This is a genomic window from Micromonospora sp. NPDC023956 (assembly GCF_040639195.1).
In the GTDB taxonomy this organism is placed as follows: Bacteria; Actinomycetota; Actinomycetes; order Mycobacteriales; family Micromonosporaceae; genus Micromonospora.
Genome location: NZ_JBEZZN010000002.1, coordinates 51712 through 67887, shown reverse-complemented (window position 1 = coordinate 67887; position 16176 = coordinate 51712). Strand labels below are relative to the sequence as shown.

14 protein-coding genes and 1 tRNA gene are annotated in these 16176 nt (G+C 68.1%); 13 read left to right on the top strand and 2 right to left on the bottom strand.

Going from position 1 to position 16176, the window contains the following annotated elements; translation table 11 throughout:
• Positions 1-36: 36 nt before the first annotated feature.
• The gene (locus tag AB0F58_RS02740; protein WP_357136947.1) at positions 37-819 is read right to left on the bottom strand and encodes a M23 family metallopeptidase; all 783 of its coding nucleotides are present in this window, start codon (positions 817-819) and stop codon (positions 37-39) included.
• 379 nt (positions 820-1198) lie between these two features.
• Positions 1199-2221: a zinc-dependent alcohol dehydrogenase family protein gene (locus AB0F58_RS02735; protein WP_357136944.1), complete on the bottom strand. Its 1023-nt coding sequence runs from the start codon at positions 2219-2221 to the stop codon at positions 1199-1201.
• 329 nt (positions 2222-2550) lie between these two features.
• On the opposite strand from AB0F58_RS02735, the gene AB0F58_RS02730 reads away from it, so the two are divergent.
• From AB0F58_RS02730 to AB0F58_RS02670, 13 genes are all read left to right on the top strand, one after another.
• Complete coding sequence (locus AB0F58_RS02730) at positions 2551-3846, top strand: GAF domain-containing protein (RefSeq protein ID WP_357136941.1); 1296 nt, start codon at positions 2551-2553, stop codon at positions 3844-3846.
• A gap of 511 nt (positions 3847-4357) precedes the next feature.
• Positions 4358-5563 carry a Cmx/CmrA family chloramphenicol efflux MFS transporter gene (locus AB0F58_RS02725; protein ID WP_357136939.1) on the top strand — a complete coding sequence of 402 codons (1206 nt, stop codon included), beginning with the start codon at positions 4358-4360 and terminating at the stop codon, positions 5561-5563.
• A 142-nt stretch (positions 5564-5705) separates the two neighbouring features.
• Positions 5706-6464, top strand: a complete 759-nt coding sequence (locus AB0F58_RS02720) for a MerR family transcriptional regulator (RefSeq protein WP_357136937.1) — start codon at positions 5706-5708, stop codon at positions 6462-6464.
• Positions 6458-7321, top strand: coding sequence for a hypothetical protein (locus AB0F58_RS02715; RefSeq protein WP_357136935.1), 864 nt, complete (start codon positions 6458-6460; stop codon positions 7319-7321). Before AB0F58_RS02720 ends, AB0F58_RS02715 begins: the two co-directional genes overlap by 7 nt.
• Before the next feature lie 277 nt (positions 7322-7598).
• Complete coding sequence (locus AB0F58_RS02710) at positions 7599-8312, top strand: hypothetical protein (RefSeq protein WP_357136933.1); 714 nt, start codon at positions 7599-7601, stop codon at positions 8310-8312.
• 1432 nt (positions 8313-9744) lie between these two features.
• Positions 9745-10542 carry a hypothetical protein gene (locus AB0F58_RS02705; RefSeq protein WP_357136930.1) on the top strand — a complete coding sequence of 266 codons (798 nt, stop codon included), beginning with the start codon at positions 9745-9747 and terminating at the stop codon, positions 10540-10542.
• Between the two features lie 237 nt (positions 10543-10779).
• Positions 10780-11037: a hypothetical protein gene (locus AB0F58_RS02700; RefSeq protein ID WP_357136928.1), complete on the top strand. Its 258-nt coding sequence runs from the start codon at positions 10780-10782 to the stop codon at positions 11035-11037.
• A gap of 438 nt (positions 11038-11475) precedes the next feature.
• Positions 11476-11548: transfer RNA gene (locus AB0F58_RS02695), tRNA-Arg, on the top strand.
• Between the two features lie 649 nt (positions 11549-12197).
• Positions 12198-12764, top strand: coding sequence for an RNA polymerase sigma factor (locus AB0F58_RS02690; protein ID WP_357136925.1), 567 nt, complete (start codon positions 12198-12200; stop codon positions 12762-12764).
• Positions 12761-13525 carry a hypothetical protein gene (locus AB0F58_RS02685; RefSeq protein WP_357136923.1) on the top strand — a complete coding sequence of 255 codons (765 nt, stop codon included), beginning with the start codon at positions 12761-12763 and terminating at the stop codon, positions 13523-13525. Before AB0F58_RS02690 ends, AB0F58_RS02685 begins: the two co-directional genes overlap by 4 nt.
• Positions 13526-13946: 421 nt before the next feature.
• A complete protein-coding gene (locus AB0F58_RS02680; protein WP_357136921.1) occupies positions 13947-14387 on the top strand; it encodes a hypothetical protein in 441 nt (146 codons plus the stop codon).
• Between the two features lie 217 nt (positions 14388-14604).
• A complete protein-coding gene (locus AB0F58_RS02675) occupies positions 14605-15522 on the top strand; it encodes a hypothetical protein (protein ID WP_357136918.1) in 918 nt (305 codons plus the stop codon).
• 96 nt (positions 15523-15618) lie between these two features.
• Positions 15619-16098, top strand: a complete 480-nt coding sequence (locus AB0F58_RS02670) for a hypothetical protein (protein ID WP_357136916.1) — start codon at positions 15619-15621, stop codon at positions 16096-16098.
• Positions 16099-16176: the final 78 nt, after the last annotated feature.

The window sequence follows — 16176 nt, the reverse complement described above, 5'->3', positions numbered from 1 at the left end:
TCGATCCGCCGATCGGAAGACCGACCGGCGTCGGGGTCAGGCCGGCACGCTCCCGTTGAGGTAGGCGTTGATCTGGTCGATCTCCAACGCGTTGAAGACCTCCGGCTGGGCGGCGGCCTGGTTCGAGTTGATGATCCGCTTGAACAGGTTGTAGTGCGCCATCGACCGCAGCCCGATGACGCGGTTGGGGGTGACGAGATAGCCGGTGCCGCCGGTGCTCCAGATGAGATACATCAGTCCGTCCTTGGTGAGAATTCCGGGTGGCTGTCCGGGCGCCCCGGCCAACGGCGCGCCCGCGAGGACCGACTCGGGGTCGACTCTCGCACCGTTCGGGTGGATGACCTCGAGGTGCAGGTGCGGGCCTGTCGAGCGGCCGGTCGAGCCGACGTTGCCGACGTGCTGCCCGGCGGCGACCTGGGTACCCGTCCCGACCACGGGAGCCTCCCGCAGGTGCGCGTAGATGCTCCGCCAGCCGTCGGCGTGGGTGACGATCGCGTGGTGGCCGAAGCCGCTCGCGTTGTAGCTGACGCTCGTCACCGTTCCCGCGGCGATCGACCGGGCCGGGTAACCGAGGATCCCGGAGTAGCTGTAGTCCGTGCCGTTGTGCTGCCGGGTCTCGCCGGTGATCGGGTCCCGTCGCGGCCCGAAGGACGACGTGACCGGGACCCACTTGTCGAAGGGTCGGTTCCAGCGGGGCGTGGCGCCGTACGCCGCCTCCGCGAGCCATGCCTCCGGGATGACGCCGACCGCGAGCGCAGCGGTGACCGCTCCGAGTAGGTGGCGACGATCGATCCGGGACGGCGACCGGCCGTCTTCCACCGCTGCTCCATCGGTTCGCCGCATGCGCTTCCTCGGTCACGTCGGGTCACGACCGCTCAGCGTTCCACGCAAGACAAACGGCAACGACAAGCCTCGATCGCAAGAGGTCTGGATCTTAAGCGGATCGATGCCACTCCTGTCAATACCGTGCCGTGACCGGCCCCTCGTCGTCGTACCCGCGTCGGACAGCGGGCCTGCCCGGCCCGTACTCCACCCCAGCGGTCCGGCGGGCGCCACTGCGATCCCGTCACCGGCTGCACTGCGGGCCGGACGCCACGTGCCGCATCGACCGGTGGCCGTCCCGGTGGCCGTCCTCCGTGAGCCCGGTCCGATCCGGGCTGTGCATGCCGGCCGCCCCGCGACCGGGGCGGCCGGGACGTCACAGGGTCAGGAGCACCTTGGTGGCGCGCCGCTCGTCCATCGCCCGGTAGCCCTCCGCCGCCTGCTCGAGGGGCAGGGTGAGGTCGAAGACCCTGCCGGGGTCGATCGTGCGATCCCAGATGAGCTGGATCAGGTCGGGCAGGAACCGGCGCACGGGGGCCGGGCCGCCGTGCACGTGGATGCCGGCGAAGAACAGGTCGATGCCGGGGATCGTGACGTCGTAGTTGACGCCGACGATGCCCAGGTGCCCGCCGGGCCGGGTAGCGCCGATCGCCTGCATCGTCGCCTCCTGGGTGCCGACCGCCTCGATGACCGAATGCGCGCCGAACCCGCCGGTGAGCTCCTTGATCTTCGCCACCCCCTCGTCGCCGCGCTCGGTGACGATGTCGGTCGCGCCGTAGAAGCGGGCGAGTTCCTGCCGCTCGGGGTGCCGCGACATCGCGATGATCCGCTCGGCGCCGAGCTGCTCGGCGGCCAGGATGCCCATCAGGCCGACCGCGCCGTCACCGACGACCGCGACGGTCCTACCCGGGCCGGCCCCGGCGGCGACCGCGGCGAACCAGCCGGTCCCGAGCACGTCGGAGGCGGCCAGAAGTGAGGGGATCAACTCCGGATCGGGCGGGCCGGGCGTGGCCACGAGGGTCCCGTCGGCGTACGGGATGCGGGCCTTCTCGGCCTGCGTGCCGATCGTCTGGGCGACGAACTCGCGGTGCACGCACTGGGACTGGTTGCCCGACTGGCAGATCTCGCAGGTGTTGTCGGAGATGACGAACGATCCGACGACGAAGTCGCCGACCTTGATGTTCTTCACCTCGGAACCGGTTTCCTCGACGGTTCCGACGTACTCGTGCCCCATCGGCTGGTGGTCGGCCGGCTCGACACCGCGGTACGGCCACAGGTCCGACCCGCAGATGCACGTCGCGGTGAGCCGGATGATCGCGTCCGTCGGCTCGATGATCTCCGGATCCGCACGCTCCTCCACCCGGACGTCCCCGGCGGTACGCATGATCACTCCACGCATGGCCTGTCTCCTCGCTGCTGTGTCGACGGCTGGCGGCGACTGCACCGCCCACGGACAGCGCACCATCCGCACTGTCGGAATCCCCATGGAAATCCCGACAACCACCCCGGCTGGCAGGGGCTGACGACACCTTCAGCCGGTGGAGCGGTGGGGGTGGCCGGGGTGGTCCCGGCCGACGTCGACCCACACTGTTCGGCGGACACCCGACGGCCATAAGGTGTCAGGTGATCTGCCCGATCAGTGCGGGTATTCCACGTCCCGAACACCATCACCGACCGGCGCACCATCGATCTTCTCCCGCGTCCGCAGACGAGAGGCAGGCCACGGACATGACGGCGGTACCAGGCCAGCGGCCGACATCTGCGGATCCGGCGGGCGCCGGGCAGGAAGCGTCGGGGGAGGATCTGCGGGCGTTGTTCGGGCAGTCCATCGCCGTCTACGCGTCACTTGCGGGGCCGGCGCACCTGGTGGAGACGGCGAACCCGGCGTTCTTCGCCACGATCGGCGAGGAACGGGCTCGCACCGGGGTCGCGATCGCCGAGCTGATGCCCGAACTGGCCGAGCAGGGCTTCATCGCGCTCCTGGACCAGGTCTACCGCACGGGTGAGCCCTACACCGGCCGTGACGTCCGGATCGTGCTGGGCACCGGCCCGCAGGCGCGGGAGACGTTCTTCGACTTCACCTACGAGCCGCGCAGGGATACCGACGGCAACGTGACCGGGATCCGGGTGATCGGCGTGGAGACCACCCAGGTCAAGCACGCCCAACGGCTGATGACCGAACACCGGGCCCTGCTGGAGCAGATCGCTCGCCAGGCACCCCTGGCCGAGGTGCTCGACGGGATGGCCCGCTGTATCGAGAATCTGGCACCGCAGGAGGTGCTCGTCTCCGTCCTGCTCGCCGATCCCGACGGTCTGCACCTGCGCCACGGCGCCGCACCCAGCCTGCCCGACTTCTACAACCAGGCCATCGACGGGATCGCCACCGGCGAGGGCGTCGGCTCCTGCGGCACCGCCGCCCACCGGCGGGAACCGGTCATCGTCAGCGACATCACCACCGACCCGTTCTGGACCGACTTCCGGCAGCTGGCCGACCAGGCGGGACTGGCTGCCTGCTGGTCCACGCCGATCCTGGCCCGCGACGGCGGCCTGCTGGGCACCTTCGCCATGTACCACCGCGCCCCACGCGTCCCGCAGGACTCCGACCTCGCCCTCACCCGGGTCTTCGCCGACACTGCGGCCCTGGCCATCGAACGTCACCACATCGAACAGGCGAAGGCGGCTGCCGAAGCACGCGCCAAGTCAGCCCACGACGAGCTGGCCAAGGCGGTACGCGCGGAGCGGAAGCTGCGCGCCGAGGCCGAGCAGCGCGCGGCCGCCTCTGCGGAACTCGCCGCCCGGATGCGCGCCGCAGCGGCCACCCAGGCCGCCAAGCCGCACCCCGAGCACTGCCAGCTCGGCGGCGCCCCAGGATGCACCGCACCTGCCGAAATCAAGATCGCCGACTCGTGGGGCGATTCGGCGTGGGGCTGCCCCACCCACGTCGAGGAGGCCATCCTCAACGTGCGGTCGGTGTTCATCGCCAGCGAGGAACTCGGCGGCCTGTCCGCCTACCTCAACCGCTGACCCGCCCGGGAGGGTCACCGGGCGGCCCCGCCCCGCTCCGGGGGGCCGGTCGGGCGCGGTCGCCCACGGCCGGCACCTCGTAGCCGGCACCATGACGGCGGCGGCCGACGTCGATGTCCGAGAGGAGCCCGTCGGGGAGGCGTTCGGCCAACCGCAGGCCAACAGCCGGTCGGTGCTCGGGAGGCGGTCCCTGGGCCGTCACCGGCATGCGGGCCGGGGACATCTGCCTCGCGCTCGACGGGGAACCCGTACCGAAACACGTCGCAGGCCTGCGCAAGCCTCAGCGAAACACGGTTGCGCGATGACCGGTGGGTCTGAGTAGGGTTAGTGGCATGTCGAGCCCTGAGGCATCCAGGGTGGGGGCTTTCGGTCACGCCGTCAGCCCCCTGAACAGCTGAGTTCACAGCCCGCTTCCCAGCAGTCTTCGCTGCCTGGGCACGTGCGTGCACCCGTGGGGCGCTGGCCGCGGTGACGAGACACCTCCTCGTTCTCTCTCACCTCGGAGTTCTTGATGCCCCTGCCGCTGTACCTGCTTGCCGTGGCGGTCTTCGCCATGAGCACCTCGGAGTTCATGCTTGCCGGCCTGGTGCCGGACATCGCCGTAAGCCTCGACGTGTCGGTCGGGGCCGCCGGGCTCCTGACCTCGACGTTTGCTGTCGGGATGATCGTCGGCGCGCCGCTGATGGCAGTGCTTGCCCGCCGGTGGCCCGTCCGGGCCAGCCTGCTGGGCTTCGTGTTCGCCTTCGCCGTGGCCCACGTCGTTGGCGCCCTCACGACGAGTTTCGCGGTTCTGCTCGTCACCCGGGTGATCGCCGCCCTGGCCAACGCGGGCTTCCTTGCCCTGGCACTGAGCACGGCGGCCACGCTCGTCGCAACTGATCAGAAGGGGCGCGCGCTGGCAGTACTGCTCTCGGGTACGACGGTGGCCACCATCGTCGGAGTTCCCGGCGGTGCGTTGCTCGGCGCGGTGCTGAGCTGGCAGGCGACCTTCTGGGCGATCGCGCTGCTCTGCCTTCCCGCCGCCTTCGGCGTCCTGAAGGGCATCCCGGTCGATGCCGGCGAAACCCCTCAGGGCACTCCGGCCGGATCGTCTCTTCGACACGAGATCGCCCAGCTCGCGATGCCCAGGCTGGCGCTGGTCATGCTGCTCGGTGCCCTGGTCAACGCTGCCACCTTCGCCACGTTCACCTTCCTGGCCCCGATCGTGACCGACACCGCCGGCCTCGGCGAACTCTGGGTTTCGGTCGTGCTGGTGATATTCGGTGCGGGATCCTTCGTCGGCGTCACCCTCGCGGGACGGCTCTCCGACGAACGTCCCGGCATCGTGATCGCAGTCGGAGGCCCGTTGCTGTTGCTCGGCTGGGTCGCGTTGGCGACCCTGGCTGCCCAGCCGGTGGCGCTGCTGCTCCTCGTGTTCGTGCAGGGCACGCTTTCCTTCGCGTTGGGCAGCACCCTGATCGCCAGGGTGCTCCATGAGGCAGCAAGTGCCCCGACCATGGGAGGGTCGTACGCGACTGCGGTGCTCAACATCGGTGCTGCCGGCGGCCCTGCCGTTGCCGCAGCGACCCTCGGGACCAACGTGGGCGACCTCGGCCCGGTCTGGGTCAGCGCCTCCGTGACTGCGGTCGCGATGCTCGTCGCCCTGCCGCTCCAACGGTTCATCGCACCGCGCGTCGTTCAGGCGATGCGACGACCCACGCGAACGCTCGTCGAGTGAGGCCTTTCAGTCAGATGTCACCTGTCGGTGCAGCAGATCCCAGCTCCTGCTGTTCACGGCGGGTAGCCGGAGCTCAAGCGCTCACCGGGGCCGGGCAGCTTGACCTTGACCTTCACGTAACGTCAACGTCTCTAATGGGGCCATGCGTATCGGCGAGCTAGCCGCGCTGGTCGGAGTGACCACCCGTACCGTGCGCCATTACCACCACCTCGGGCTGTTGCCCGAGCCGGCGCGGACCCCCGGCGGCTACCGCGACTACCGGCTGCGCGACGCCGTCCTGCTCGCCCGGGTCCGCCGCCTCGCCGAGCTCGGTCTGTCCCTCGACGAGATCCGCGACGTGCTCGCCGACGACCAGGGCCGTGAGCTGCGCGAGGTGCTCACCGAGCTGGATGCCGACCTGGCCCGCCAGCAGGACGCCATCGCCGCCCGCCGGGCCCGACTGGCCGTGCTGCTGGCCGAGGCCGACCTCAACCTCGACACCACGGTCGCCCCCGACCTGGGGGACCTGCTGCACGACATCCACCCGGCCGGCTCCGCGTTCGCCGCGCTCGATCGCGACATGTTGTCGCTGATCGACACCGGCGCCGACCCGGCCGCCCGGGAACAGATCATGGCGATGTTCCAACCGCTCACCGCGTCGGACGCGCGGGGCCGGGGCCATGCCCTCACCGCGCGGATGGACGCGATCGCCGGTGCGGACCCATCCGATCCGCAGGTCGCCGCGCTCGCCGCCGAGTTCGCGGCCCACCTGCCCGCCGAGATGGCCGCGGCGATGGTGGCCAGCCTCGAACAGGCGGAAACCCGCCACTGGTTGGACCTGATGGCCTCCGAACTCGCCCCAGCCCAGGTCGAGGTGCTGCGCCTGATGGTGACGACGCTCAAGGAGCGCGCAAGATGCTGAAGATCGCCCGAGCGGCTCTGTTCGCGATCCTGCCGGCAGAGGTGCTGCTCGCCGTCCTGCTGGTCTCCGGCGTCGCGCTGCCGCGCCCGGTCGTCACTGCCGCCGAGCTGGTCGTGCTGACAGTGCTGCTGCTGGAGGCGTTGGTGTTGTGGCGGGGTTACCGCGCTCTGCGCCAGGACGGCGCCAGACGCAGAACGGCCCTGCGCGGCGCATACGAGCAGATCGTGCCCGAGAAGGTGCGGCGGATCATGGGCTTCGAGGCCAAGGGCCTGGTCAGCCTGGTGCTCTGGGTCGGTCATCGCCGACACGGAGTGCCGCCGGGCGCCGTGACACTGTCGTACCACCGCGAGCAGACGGTGCTCATGTTCGGGTTCCTGTTCGCCTGCGTGATCGAACTCGTAGCCGTGGAGATCCTGCTGCGCTCGTTGGACGCCCCGGCTGGGCTGCGCGGGGTGGTCCTCGCGCTCGACGCGTACGGCATCCTGATCGTGCTGGCCGTCCTCGCCAGCTACATCACCCGCCCGCACGTGGTCACCGCAGACGAGCTGCGCGTCCGCTACGGCGCGTTCTTCGATCTGCGCATCCCTCGTCGCCTCGTCACCGGGGTGCAGCACAAGCGCAACTACCACGAGACCGGCATGATAAAGACGGACGGTGATTGCCTGGCCTTGGCTGCGAACAGCCAGACCAACGTGATCGTCGAGCTTGCCGAGACCGTTGTCGCGGTACGCCCGCTGGGGCGGCGCGAGCATGTCCGCGTACTGCGGTTCTTCGCCGACGACCCGCCGGCCGCCGTCGAGGCGCTACGGCCGTCCCGGGACTCGGCTGCCATCGGGCCAGCCGGTCGGGCAGGGTAGCGGGCGCCACACCCGTCAGCGCCGGCCCACCCGGCCGGGTTAGAGCGTTTCGGCACGCGTGGGCGTAGCTGACATCGGTCGCCCACGACGACACCCGCGCCCAGGGCCGTAGCCGGCTCATGGCGCTGGCCCTCGGTCTGCTCCCCGAGTCCATAATGAAGCGGTGACATCCGACGCGCCCCCGCGACGACCGCCACTCCTGCCTGTGCCCGCTGGCTCCCGAGCCGTTCTCGTCGGCCGGGACACTCCCGATGCCGACTACGACTACAGCTCGGCCGTGCAGGCGACCAAGGCGCTGGCCCGCGCGCTCTCCTCCCCGAACATCGGCACCCCCTTCCTCGAGGCTCACACCGAACAGCTCGTGGGTGGCGAATCCCCTGACACGGTGATCGACGCGGTGCGCCGAGCCGCTGCGGCGTCGTCGGACACCCTGCTCTTCTCCTACGCCGAGACCGGTCCGGAAAGCTTGGACTCCCCCGACGGGGCCGAGCAGCCGGGCAGCGAGCGGTCCATGCTGGCCAGGGTCGCCGACCTCATGTGGGACAGCGGGGCCACCCGCCTTGTCGTCCTGCTGGACTGCGGCTCTGCGGAGATCGCCGCACAGCACTTCGTCCGGCCCACCCCAGCGGGCCGTCCCCAGCGCGGCCCATCCGTGTCAGTGCTGGGCGCCAGCAGGTGGATGCTGTTCGGGAGCGAGATCGACCCCTTCATGAGCACCCTCACGGAGGCACTCCAGGCAGGGGTCAACGACGGTCCGCAGACCCTGGATCTGGTGACGCTCCGCAACGCGGTGGAGGCCAAGTTCACCGAACTGCGGTACATGGTCGAGAACGAGTACATTCCGGGGGCGAAGCAGCTCCTTCTCCACGGTGGCCACGAGGTGGCACTCGGCCTGAACCGGGCCTTCCCACCCAGTTCACGGTATCCGTCGCACTATCCCGGCTCCTTCTTCGCCCATCCCGACGCGGTGCGCGAAGCCGAAGGCTACTGACCCGGCGCGACGCCGGCCCCGGGGCCGGGGTTGCTGGGCACGGAGGTCGAAGCGCTGGATCTTGCTCCGGAGTAGTTTCCGGCGGTCCTCATCGTGCGACGTCGAAAGCGCGGACAGGTCGTACCACCCTGGTTGTCCTGCACGCCCTGCCGGGCAGCGGGCCGATGCGGATGTCCGAGCCTGCCGGCGAGGCATAAGCGTCGAGCCCAACGGCAGGATCCGCGCGGGCAGGGCATCGCCGGGACGATCCCGAGCAAGGCCGACCAAGCCCCCGTCGGCGGGCCGAGGGATCCAAGGGTGGCCGCCTCGTCAGGTTAGTCGCCGAGCATAGTGGTGACGCGATCACTGACGGCGGCTGGGCCGACAGTGATTCCTCGACCTCGCCGATCGGGTGTTGCTGGTGACCGTGCACTGGCACCGAACCTGACCATACGCCGCCAGACCCGCTGTTCGGGGTGTCAGACGAGCCGGCGTCCGCAGGCTCCGTCACGAACCACGACCGAATTTCACGGAGGCGGCGGCAATAAAAATTGCGGCAGCAGCTAGAGGGCCGATAGTATTTGACGGATCCCCGACGGCAATCAACAGGATGAGGATTAGGCTGAGGAGAAATGCTGAGATAAATAGTCTCATCAGTCGGATCAGCGCCCGATACGTAGGCTGCTTCCGAAGTTCTTCTATGTCACCCACGGGGCAAGCTCACCAAACCTCCCAGTGCCAAGCCCGTGCCTTAGAGTGCCCAGCCTCCCTGAACGGGACGCCATAACCAACTGAGGCATCGACGCCAATCGTATGAACGTTGGAAGTCTCAGACTTTGCTCAGCTTACAGCAGGTCCCGCAGGGTGCTCGACTCCCACTTGTCCGATGACTAATGTGTTGGCTTGATCCTTGACTCCACCGTTGGAGAATTGCGAGCCTCCCGTTACCTCGACGCCCACCCCGGGCCCCATTTGGAGCTTTGGGTCGGCGTAGATGCCCACGCTGTCGTGATCGGTACCCGCGCGCAGCGACCAGCTACCCGCACCGCCGATTTGGCCGCTAGCACCAAAACAGACCGCAATCATTCAAGGCTGTTCCTTGTTGCTTTGAGGCCGAATCGGAGTTTTCACTTCAGGTCGCCTCGGCTGGTCCGGAATAATTTCCGGAAGGACGATTTCCGGGGCGTCCACGGGTCGCGAGTTTTTCGGCACATGATTCGGTGATTAACGTCAGCCCCGACACCTACGAGAAGATCCACCACAAGTCCCTGACAGCCATCGAGGTGTCCGGCCGATAGGGGTCACTTCAGCCGCCCGCAGGAGGTGCCTCCACTCGTGGCGTCATAGGCAGCATCGACGAGGGCTCCATGGCAAGATGCGCCTAATGCGTCCTGGGAAACCTCTCCTGACCGCTGCGGCGGCGTGTGCCATAGCCCATGCTGTAGGCATTCTGGTGGCCAACCCGGTCTGGCGTTATGCTGAGGTGCTGAGCGTCGCTCTCCTCCTCGTCTACGCCCTAGTCAACGGACTGCCATCGCCTCGCTGGGTGGTGCCGACAGCCTTAGCGGTGCTGCTCGCGAACGCCGCGCAGAGGCTACCCGCCGACCTTCACGCCGGACAGTTCGGCTGGCAGGTCCTTCAACCGGGTGTCACCGGCATCGAGACGTGGGTTGGCTTCAAGGCGGGTTTCGCTATCTCCTGGGCGCCGTTAACGGCGGCTGCGGTCCTGCTCGCGATCCGGCGCCGTATTGGCTGGCGGCGACGTTCAGGGACCACTGCGGCCATCGCGGCAACCTTGGTCGCCGGATACGCCGTCGTCAGAGTTGTCGACGTCTGGCTTGCCCTACGGCCCTTACAGCAGCAGGAAGTGAACGATAGCGGCTCGTCGGCTACGCTGATCACAGTGGGGTTGGCGGTGCTGCCGCCGCTGGCACTCGGGATGACCGCGTTGGCGCTCGCTGCGGCTCTTGCCGAACATGGCCGGAGGGTTGCCCCGGCAGGTGCGGTATTGCTGGCCGTGATCGCGCTGCCCTACATGGACTGGAGCATCGGCGCGGTGCCGTTACCCCTTTACGCGGGCGACGACACCACACTGTTTGCCTGGGGTGCCCTCATGCCCAGCCCGTCTATGCCGCAACCTGTTCCAGCGCTTACGGCGATGCTGGAGTTGACCGCGTACTTGCTGCTCGTCGCAGGCCTGACCGGTTCCCGCCACCGGTCACAAGCTGCAACAACTGAAGCGTCCTCATAGCGGCTGCCGGGAAGCTGCGCCAAAGTGAATAGGCGTGGGCTGCTGTCGCCGGTCGGCTGGTGAGCCCGCTCGTGAGATAAGCGGAGAGGACGTCGCCGTACCGGGCATCCAGCGGTGATCCGATGGATCCAAAGCGGACCATCGCCGACGCGGTCGCCGTCGTTACCTGGCCGCAGTACGCCACCACGTTATGGCACGCCTCGACACACATGATCGGACGTAGTCCGCGCGTACCGGGTGCTGCTGAGCCTGCGTCACTACGGGCCGATCCTGGCCATCCCCGGTGTGCAGCTACGGCTGCATGACACGACGTTGTACGCGTCCATCTTCCGGGTGGAACGCCTCGACGTTGACGAGCGCATCGAGGAAATCCTCCGCCGGTACCCTGCCCAGAGCCCAGTTAACCGGGCGATCCAACATGCCGAGCCCATTCTCGTCGCGCACGTCCGTCGGACACTGAACCGGCTCGACGAGGCAGAGCACGCGGCACAATGACGGTCGCTGGCGACGAGCGTGGATCAGCTTAGGGCTGCGGGAACGGACCCCTGGCGGCCCGTAGCTGATCCAGGCACTGAGCGTCGTGCGGGACTCATCCCGGACGCTGACCCATCGTCGGCGTCTTGACCTGAGCCAGCAGACGAAGCTGGCGGAGGGTCGCCACCGAGCCGCGCTCCCGGCTGGTGGGTCCCGGGCCGGAGGAGCGCACGCCATGACCTTCGATGATGTGCGCGGCGTGTGCTCTCCAGCGGATGCCAACCCGGGTTAACGGGTGCCAGCGCGGGTCACCGTGGCGCACGACCGGTCGCAAACGGGGGTTCGTGTGCTCGGGGTGTGGTCCTGGCTGGGAGAACAGGGGTCCGGGTGACGTGGGTGAACGTGGGCCACTCCCTGCCACCCCGGGTGAACCCGCAGGTCGCTAGACTGGGCACTCGCGCCCTCGTAGCTCAGGGGATAGAGCATCGGTTTCCTAAACCGTGTGTCGCAGGTTCGAATCCTGCCGGGGGCACCTCGAAGATCAGCCAAAACGCCATCTGAGCAGCGGATACGTCACCGCGTCGATCGACCGACCTGTTGCAGTGGTGCGCCGCCCGCAGCCGCCGTTCATCGCCGTCCACGGGCTATTCACGGGCTGATCTTGGCGGAGTTTTCCCAGGTCACGCCCGCTGCTTTCGCCAAGGTCCGGACTGTCCAGGACACCGCCGAGACTCCGCATCCGAGCCTCGCAACGCAGCCTAGATCCGCTGGTTGACGGTCACCTCCTGGCCGTCGATGCACTTTCGGCCCCTGCTCGCCGAGTGGCGACCCAGCCGGCCCGGGGCCAGTGCAACAGATCTTCGCCGCAGTCGAACGCTTCCGCCGGGCGATATCCCGGTAAGCCTGAAGGGCTGGTCACGTCGCCTGGCCGACACCTTCAAACGTATGACACAAACTTGACCAAGTGATGTGCGACGGGGCCGGCGATCGAGGGGCGGCAGAGGGCAGCCACCGATCGACATCCTGTCATGCCGAGAAGAGTGCGTTGATAGCTTATCGATCGGTACGGCGCCAGAGTCGGCGGGAACGCCGCATGATCACTGTCCTGAGGGGCCTGCACCGGTTCGACCTCTCGGAGTTTGTCGCCGTAAGTTTCGGAGGGTGGTCGGACACTACGTGGTGTGAGAGAAGACCACGCGGCTGAACGGTATGAACAGCGATTCGTGGCGCTGTGGACCGAGCACGGACCACGGGTGATGGCGTACGCGTTGCGACATGTTGACTCCGATTCAGCGCAGGATGTGGTGTCGGAGACGTTCCTGGTGGCATGGCGGAAGCTCGCCAGCATCCCGGACGAACCCTTGCCGTGGTTGCTCGTGGTCGCCCGCAACACCATCTCCAACCTGCGTCGGTCAGGACGTCGGCAGGCGCGGGTGGCCGTCGAACTAGAACGGTTGCGGCAGGTCGCGGAGCCGGCGGCCGCCGCGGACGTTCTCGCCACGGAGCGCGCAACCGTACTGACCCAGTTGGCGGCGCTGACCCCCAAGGAGCGGGAGGCGCTACTGCTGATCACCTGGGACGGCTTGACCCCGGAGCAGGCGGCGCGAGCGGCAGGCTGCTCACTCCCGGCGTTCCACGTGCGTCTGTTCAGGGCGCGGCGGCGACTGCGCGTTGATGGCGAGCCGGATGCGCCGCCCCACGCCGACGCCGCCCAACGTCCACAGCCACTCGCAGGAGGCACCAAGTGACCACGGATCGTGACGCGATGATCATCGTTCAGAAACTCAGGCCGGTTACCACGATCGATGATCACTGGCCTGCCTCGGCGAGGAAAGCGGCGCTGGAACGTCTGTTGATCGCCACCGCCGCCGAACCGCCGGAGGCACCTCAACGGTCGCGCAGGCGACGAGTCGTGCTCACCGCCGCGTTGACCGCCGGGCTTGTCGTGTCGGGTGCGAGCGTCGCCGCCGCCGGAGGACTGCTGCCTGAGTCGTTCACCAAGCCGTTGTCGTTCTGGGCTAGCGAAACCGGCGGCCTGGTGGATGTCCAGACAGCACGACGAGTTGCCCAGGCCCCGGGCCCCGACGGCACTGTGCTGACCGTCTGGTCAGCCAAGAGCCAGGGCGGGACCACCTGCATCGCTCCGATGTTCGAGCCACCCGGTGACCTCGACCGGCCAGCCCCGACACGTTTCACGCTCGCCGGTGGGCAGTGTGCTGACGGCGACCAGGGCAAGGAGTCATTCGGGAGCATGGGCGGGTCGGCGGACGGTCAGGGAATACACACGATGTGGGCGGCCGCCGGTAATGCGGTACGGGCGGAACTGCGACTGCCCGACGGCACTGTACGGTCAGCCGTCCGCGCCGAGGAGCTGTTCTTCTTCTGGTATCTCGCCAACGAGAGCGTCGATCCGCCGGTCTTGGTCGCGTACAGCGCTGCTGGAGTGGTGCTGGCGGAACGGTCGCTGCCCAACCTGAAGACGCTCGGGCGCCCCAGCGCCGGCGGTTGAGTCTCAACGACGCGCACCGACCCGGGGTGGCTGGGCTCCATCGAGAGACAGAACTCCTATTCCCTGCTCTCAAGGCTTGGCTGGACAGCCATACGTACAGCCAAGCCGGCCGACGGACGCGGTCCGCGGCCGACGAGAGACGACACGGCGAGCAGGCCATGGGCAGTGAGCGACGCCGGCCGACAGAAGTCTTGATCTTTCCAGAGCAGGGGTCGGCTCCACGGCTTGCCTCCCGCGCTTGCGGCCCCGTTCTGCGGGCGGCCTCCGGAGTCCTGGCTGTCATCGGCATCGCGCGGTACAGCGCCGTGAGTCGAGACGGACGGGGCAGGAGCGCGATCCCCTGCACCCCTCCTTCGGACTGGTGGCGCTCGCTGCGGTCAGGATTGTCGCCAGCCGGGGGCTGACAGGCTAGTTTGCTCGGATGAGTCTCCTCGATGACGTCGCAAGGCGTGACAGCTGGCGGTGCTGGGTGTGCGACGAGCCGGTCGATGCCGACATGTCGGTGAACGACCCGCGTGGCCCGAGCGTCGACAGCCGTACGGCCGACAGGAAGGCCAAGGTCGTCGAGCGACTCGCGCATCGCGCCTGCAACACCCGCAAGGGTGCGGTCAAGGTGGTCATCGCCTGGCCGGACCGGCTGCACGTGGTGGAGCCCGCGCCGCTGATCACCGTCGCCGAGCGACTCGAACGCAAGGGTGGCCGCGAGTTGGTGGCCCGCTGTCCGAGCAAGAGGGACGCCCAGGAGGCGGCGGACTGGCTGATCGACCGGTTCTCTCGGCTGGTGCCCGGATTGCCGGTGACCGCAAGCGTCGACGCGGGCGGCGGCCAGTACCTCGTCACCCTGGCCACCGGCCGCCGCTGACCGGCTGCCCTGGTCTCCGGCCGGGACCCGCAGCGTTTCGCAGGAATTCCCAGTGCGTCGTGGATATCGTTTCGCGCGACTACAATGACTCCCGTCGTTGCCTTGACCGCCCTACCGTGGCGCAATAGCCTGCACTCGACGACCTGTGGGGCGCTCGGCCCCGGGTCGTCGGGAGTCCGAGGAGGGCAATATGCATTTTGGCAGACGACTGGCGATCATGGTCGCGGTGGTCATTGGTTCTTTGGTCCTGTCCGGAAACGCGGCTCACGCCGCTTATTACAATACGTACACCGACATCGCCAGCACACCCGATACCAGCTGCTGCACCGGGGTTCAGGGCTTCGCCGCCGGCGCCACCTATCTCTACTCGATCAAGAACCGCACCAATTACGACGACGTCTCCGTCATCTACCGTGTCAACAAGAGCACCGGTGACCGAGTGGTGATGAAGAACGGCACGAACAACACGTCGACCAACCCCTGGCTCGGGCACGGGAACGACATGACGATCGTCGACATCGATGGGCAGCACCACATGTTCATCGTCACCATGAAATCGAGCGGCGCGCAGCTCGTGAGGCTCCGCTACGACGGCACCACCTACTACCATGCCGGGTCGTACCAGGTCCGTCTCAACGGGGCGGTGTCGACGCCGTCCGGGATCAACCGGGTTTCGGTCACCGGCACGACGATCACGTTCATGTTCAAGAGTGGCAGGACGATCTACAACGGCAGTCTCCCGCTGCGCGCCTCGTCCGGGACCATCAACCTGACGAAGGCGTTCAGCCTGCAGGTCGAGGGCGCTCTCGTCAACGGTGCCACGGTGCCGGACCTGGGGACCTTCACCAACCAGGGGTTCTTCTACGACGAGGGCAAGAAGGTCCTCTACTACCCGCTGACCAAGGACAACCGCAGCATCGTGCTCGTCTACCGGAACGTGTCGCCGACGACGACGGGGACCGCGCCCGCGGCCACTGACCTCTCCTTCCGCATCACGTCGTCGAAATACTCGTCCAAGTTCGAGATCGAAGGTGTGGGCCTCAGCGGCGGCAAACTGTATTTCAGCACGAACCGGGCGAACTCGAGCGGTGCCTACGACGGGGTCCACGTGTTCAACGGATACGTCGCTGCCTGACGCACGCGACGGCGGGACCTGTTGCGGCGGCGATGGAGCCACAGCAGGTCCCACGGCCGGTTGCCGCTCCGACGGGCGGGTAGGGTGTCCGGCGCCATGCGTACGCTCGTGGGTGTCCTCTTCGCCGGCCTCGTGCTGCTGATGCTGGCCTGGCCGGTGCCGGCGGGGCTGGCCGTCGTCCTGGCGGTGCGGGCGGCGTTCGCCCTCCAGGACGGCCGGAGCGCACGACCGAGGGCGATGCGGCTGTCGATCGCCGTGGCGGCGTCGACGGCTCTCGCCGCCTACGGCTACGGGCTGGGCACGACCACGTTCGGTCTGCTCACCGATGCCGACGACCGGTGCGGGATCGCCCGGCCCGACCGCTACGGGTACGGGCACGACGGGCCGGCCGACGGGACGCACAGCATGTGGCCCCTGCGGGACACCACCTGCGGCCCGGACCTGGTGCCCTGGTTCGTCAACCCCCTGGTGGCCGGCTCGGTCGTCCTGCTCGTGGGCCTCGTGGTCGTCATGGTGGTGGCACGCGTCAGGTCCCGCCGTCGCGGAGCGGCTACCCGCCGTCCCGGGTGCGACTGAAGATTTCCTTCGTCGCGAGGTCGTACGCCGAAGGGTATTGACCCGAACTGATTACCGGGTAAGGGTGAGCCTCGGAGT

Excerpts from the sequence above, each read along its gene's own strand:
- AB0F58_RS02715 (WP_357136935.1), top strand. The coding sequence starts at position 6,458 with ATGCTGAAGATCGCCCGAGCGGCTCTGTTCGCGATCCTGCCGGCAGAG.
- AB0F58_RS02680 (WP_357136921.1), top strand. The coding sequence starts at position 13,947 with ATGAGTCTCCTCGATGACGTCGCAAGGCGTGACAGCTGGCGGTGCTGG.
- AB0F58_RS02735 (WP_357136944.1), bottom strand. The coding sequence starts at position 2,221 with ATGCGTGGAGTGATCATGCGTACCGCCGGGGACGTCCGGGTGGAGGAG.
- AB0F58_RS02730 (WP_357136941.1), top strand. The coding sequence starts at position 2,551 with ATGACGGCGGTACCAGGCCAGCGGCCGACATCTGCGGATCCGGCGGGC.
- AB0F58_RS02675 (WP_357136918.1), top strand. The coding sequence starts at position 14,605 with ATGGTCGCGGTGGTCATTGGTTCTTTGGTCCTGTCCGGAAACGCGGCT.
- AB0F58_RS02725 (WP_357136939.1), top strand. The coding sequence starts at position 4,358 with ATGCCCCTGCCGCTGTACCTGCTTGCCGTGGCGGTCTTCGCCATGAGC.
- AB0F58_RS02670 (WP_357136916.1), top strand. The coding sequence starts at position 15,619 with ATGCGTACGCTCGTGGGTGTCCTCTTCGCCGGCCTCGTGCTGCTGATG.
- AB0F58_RS02720 (WP_357136937.1), top strand. The coding sequence starts at position 5,706 with ATGCGTATCGGCGAGCTAGCCGCGCTGGTCGGAGTGACCACCCGTACC.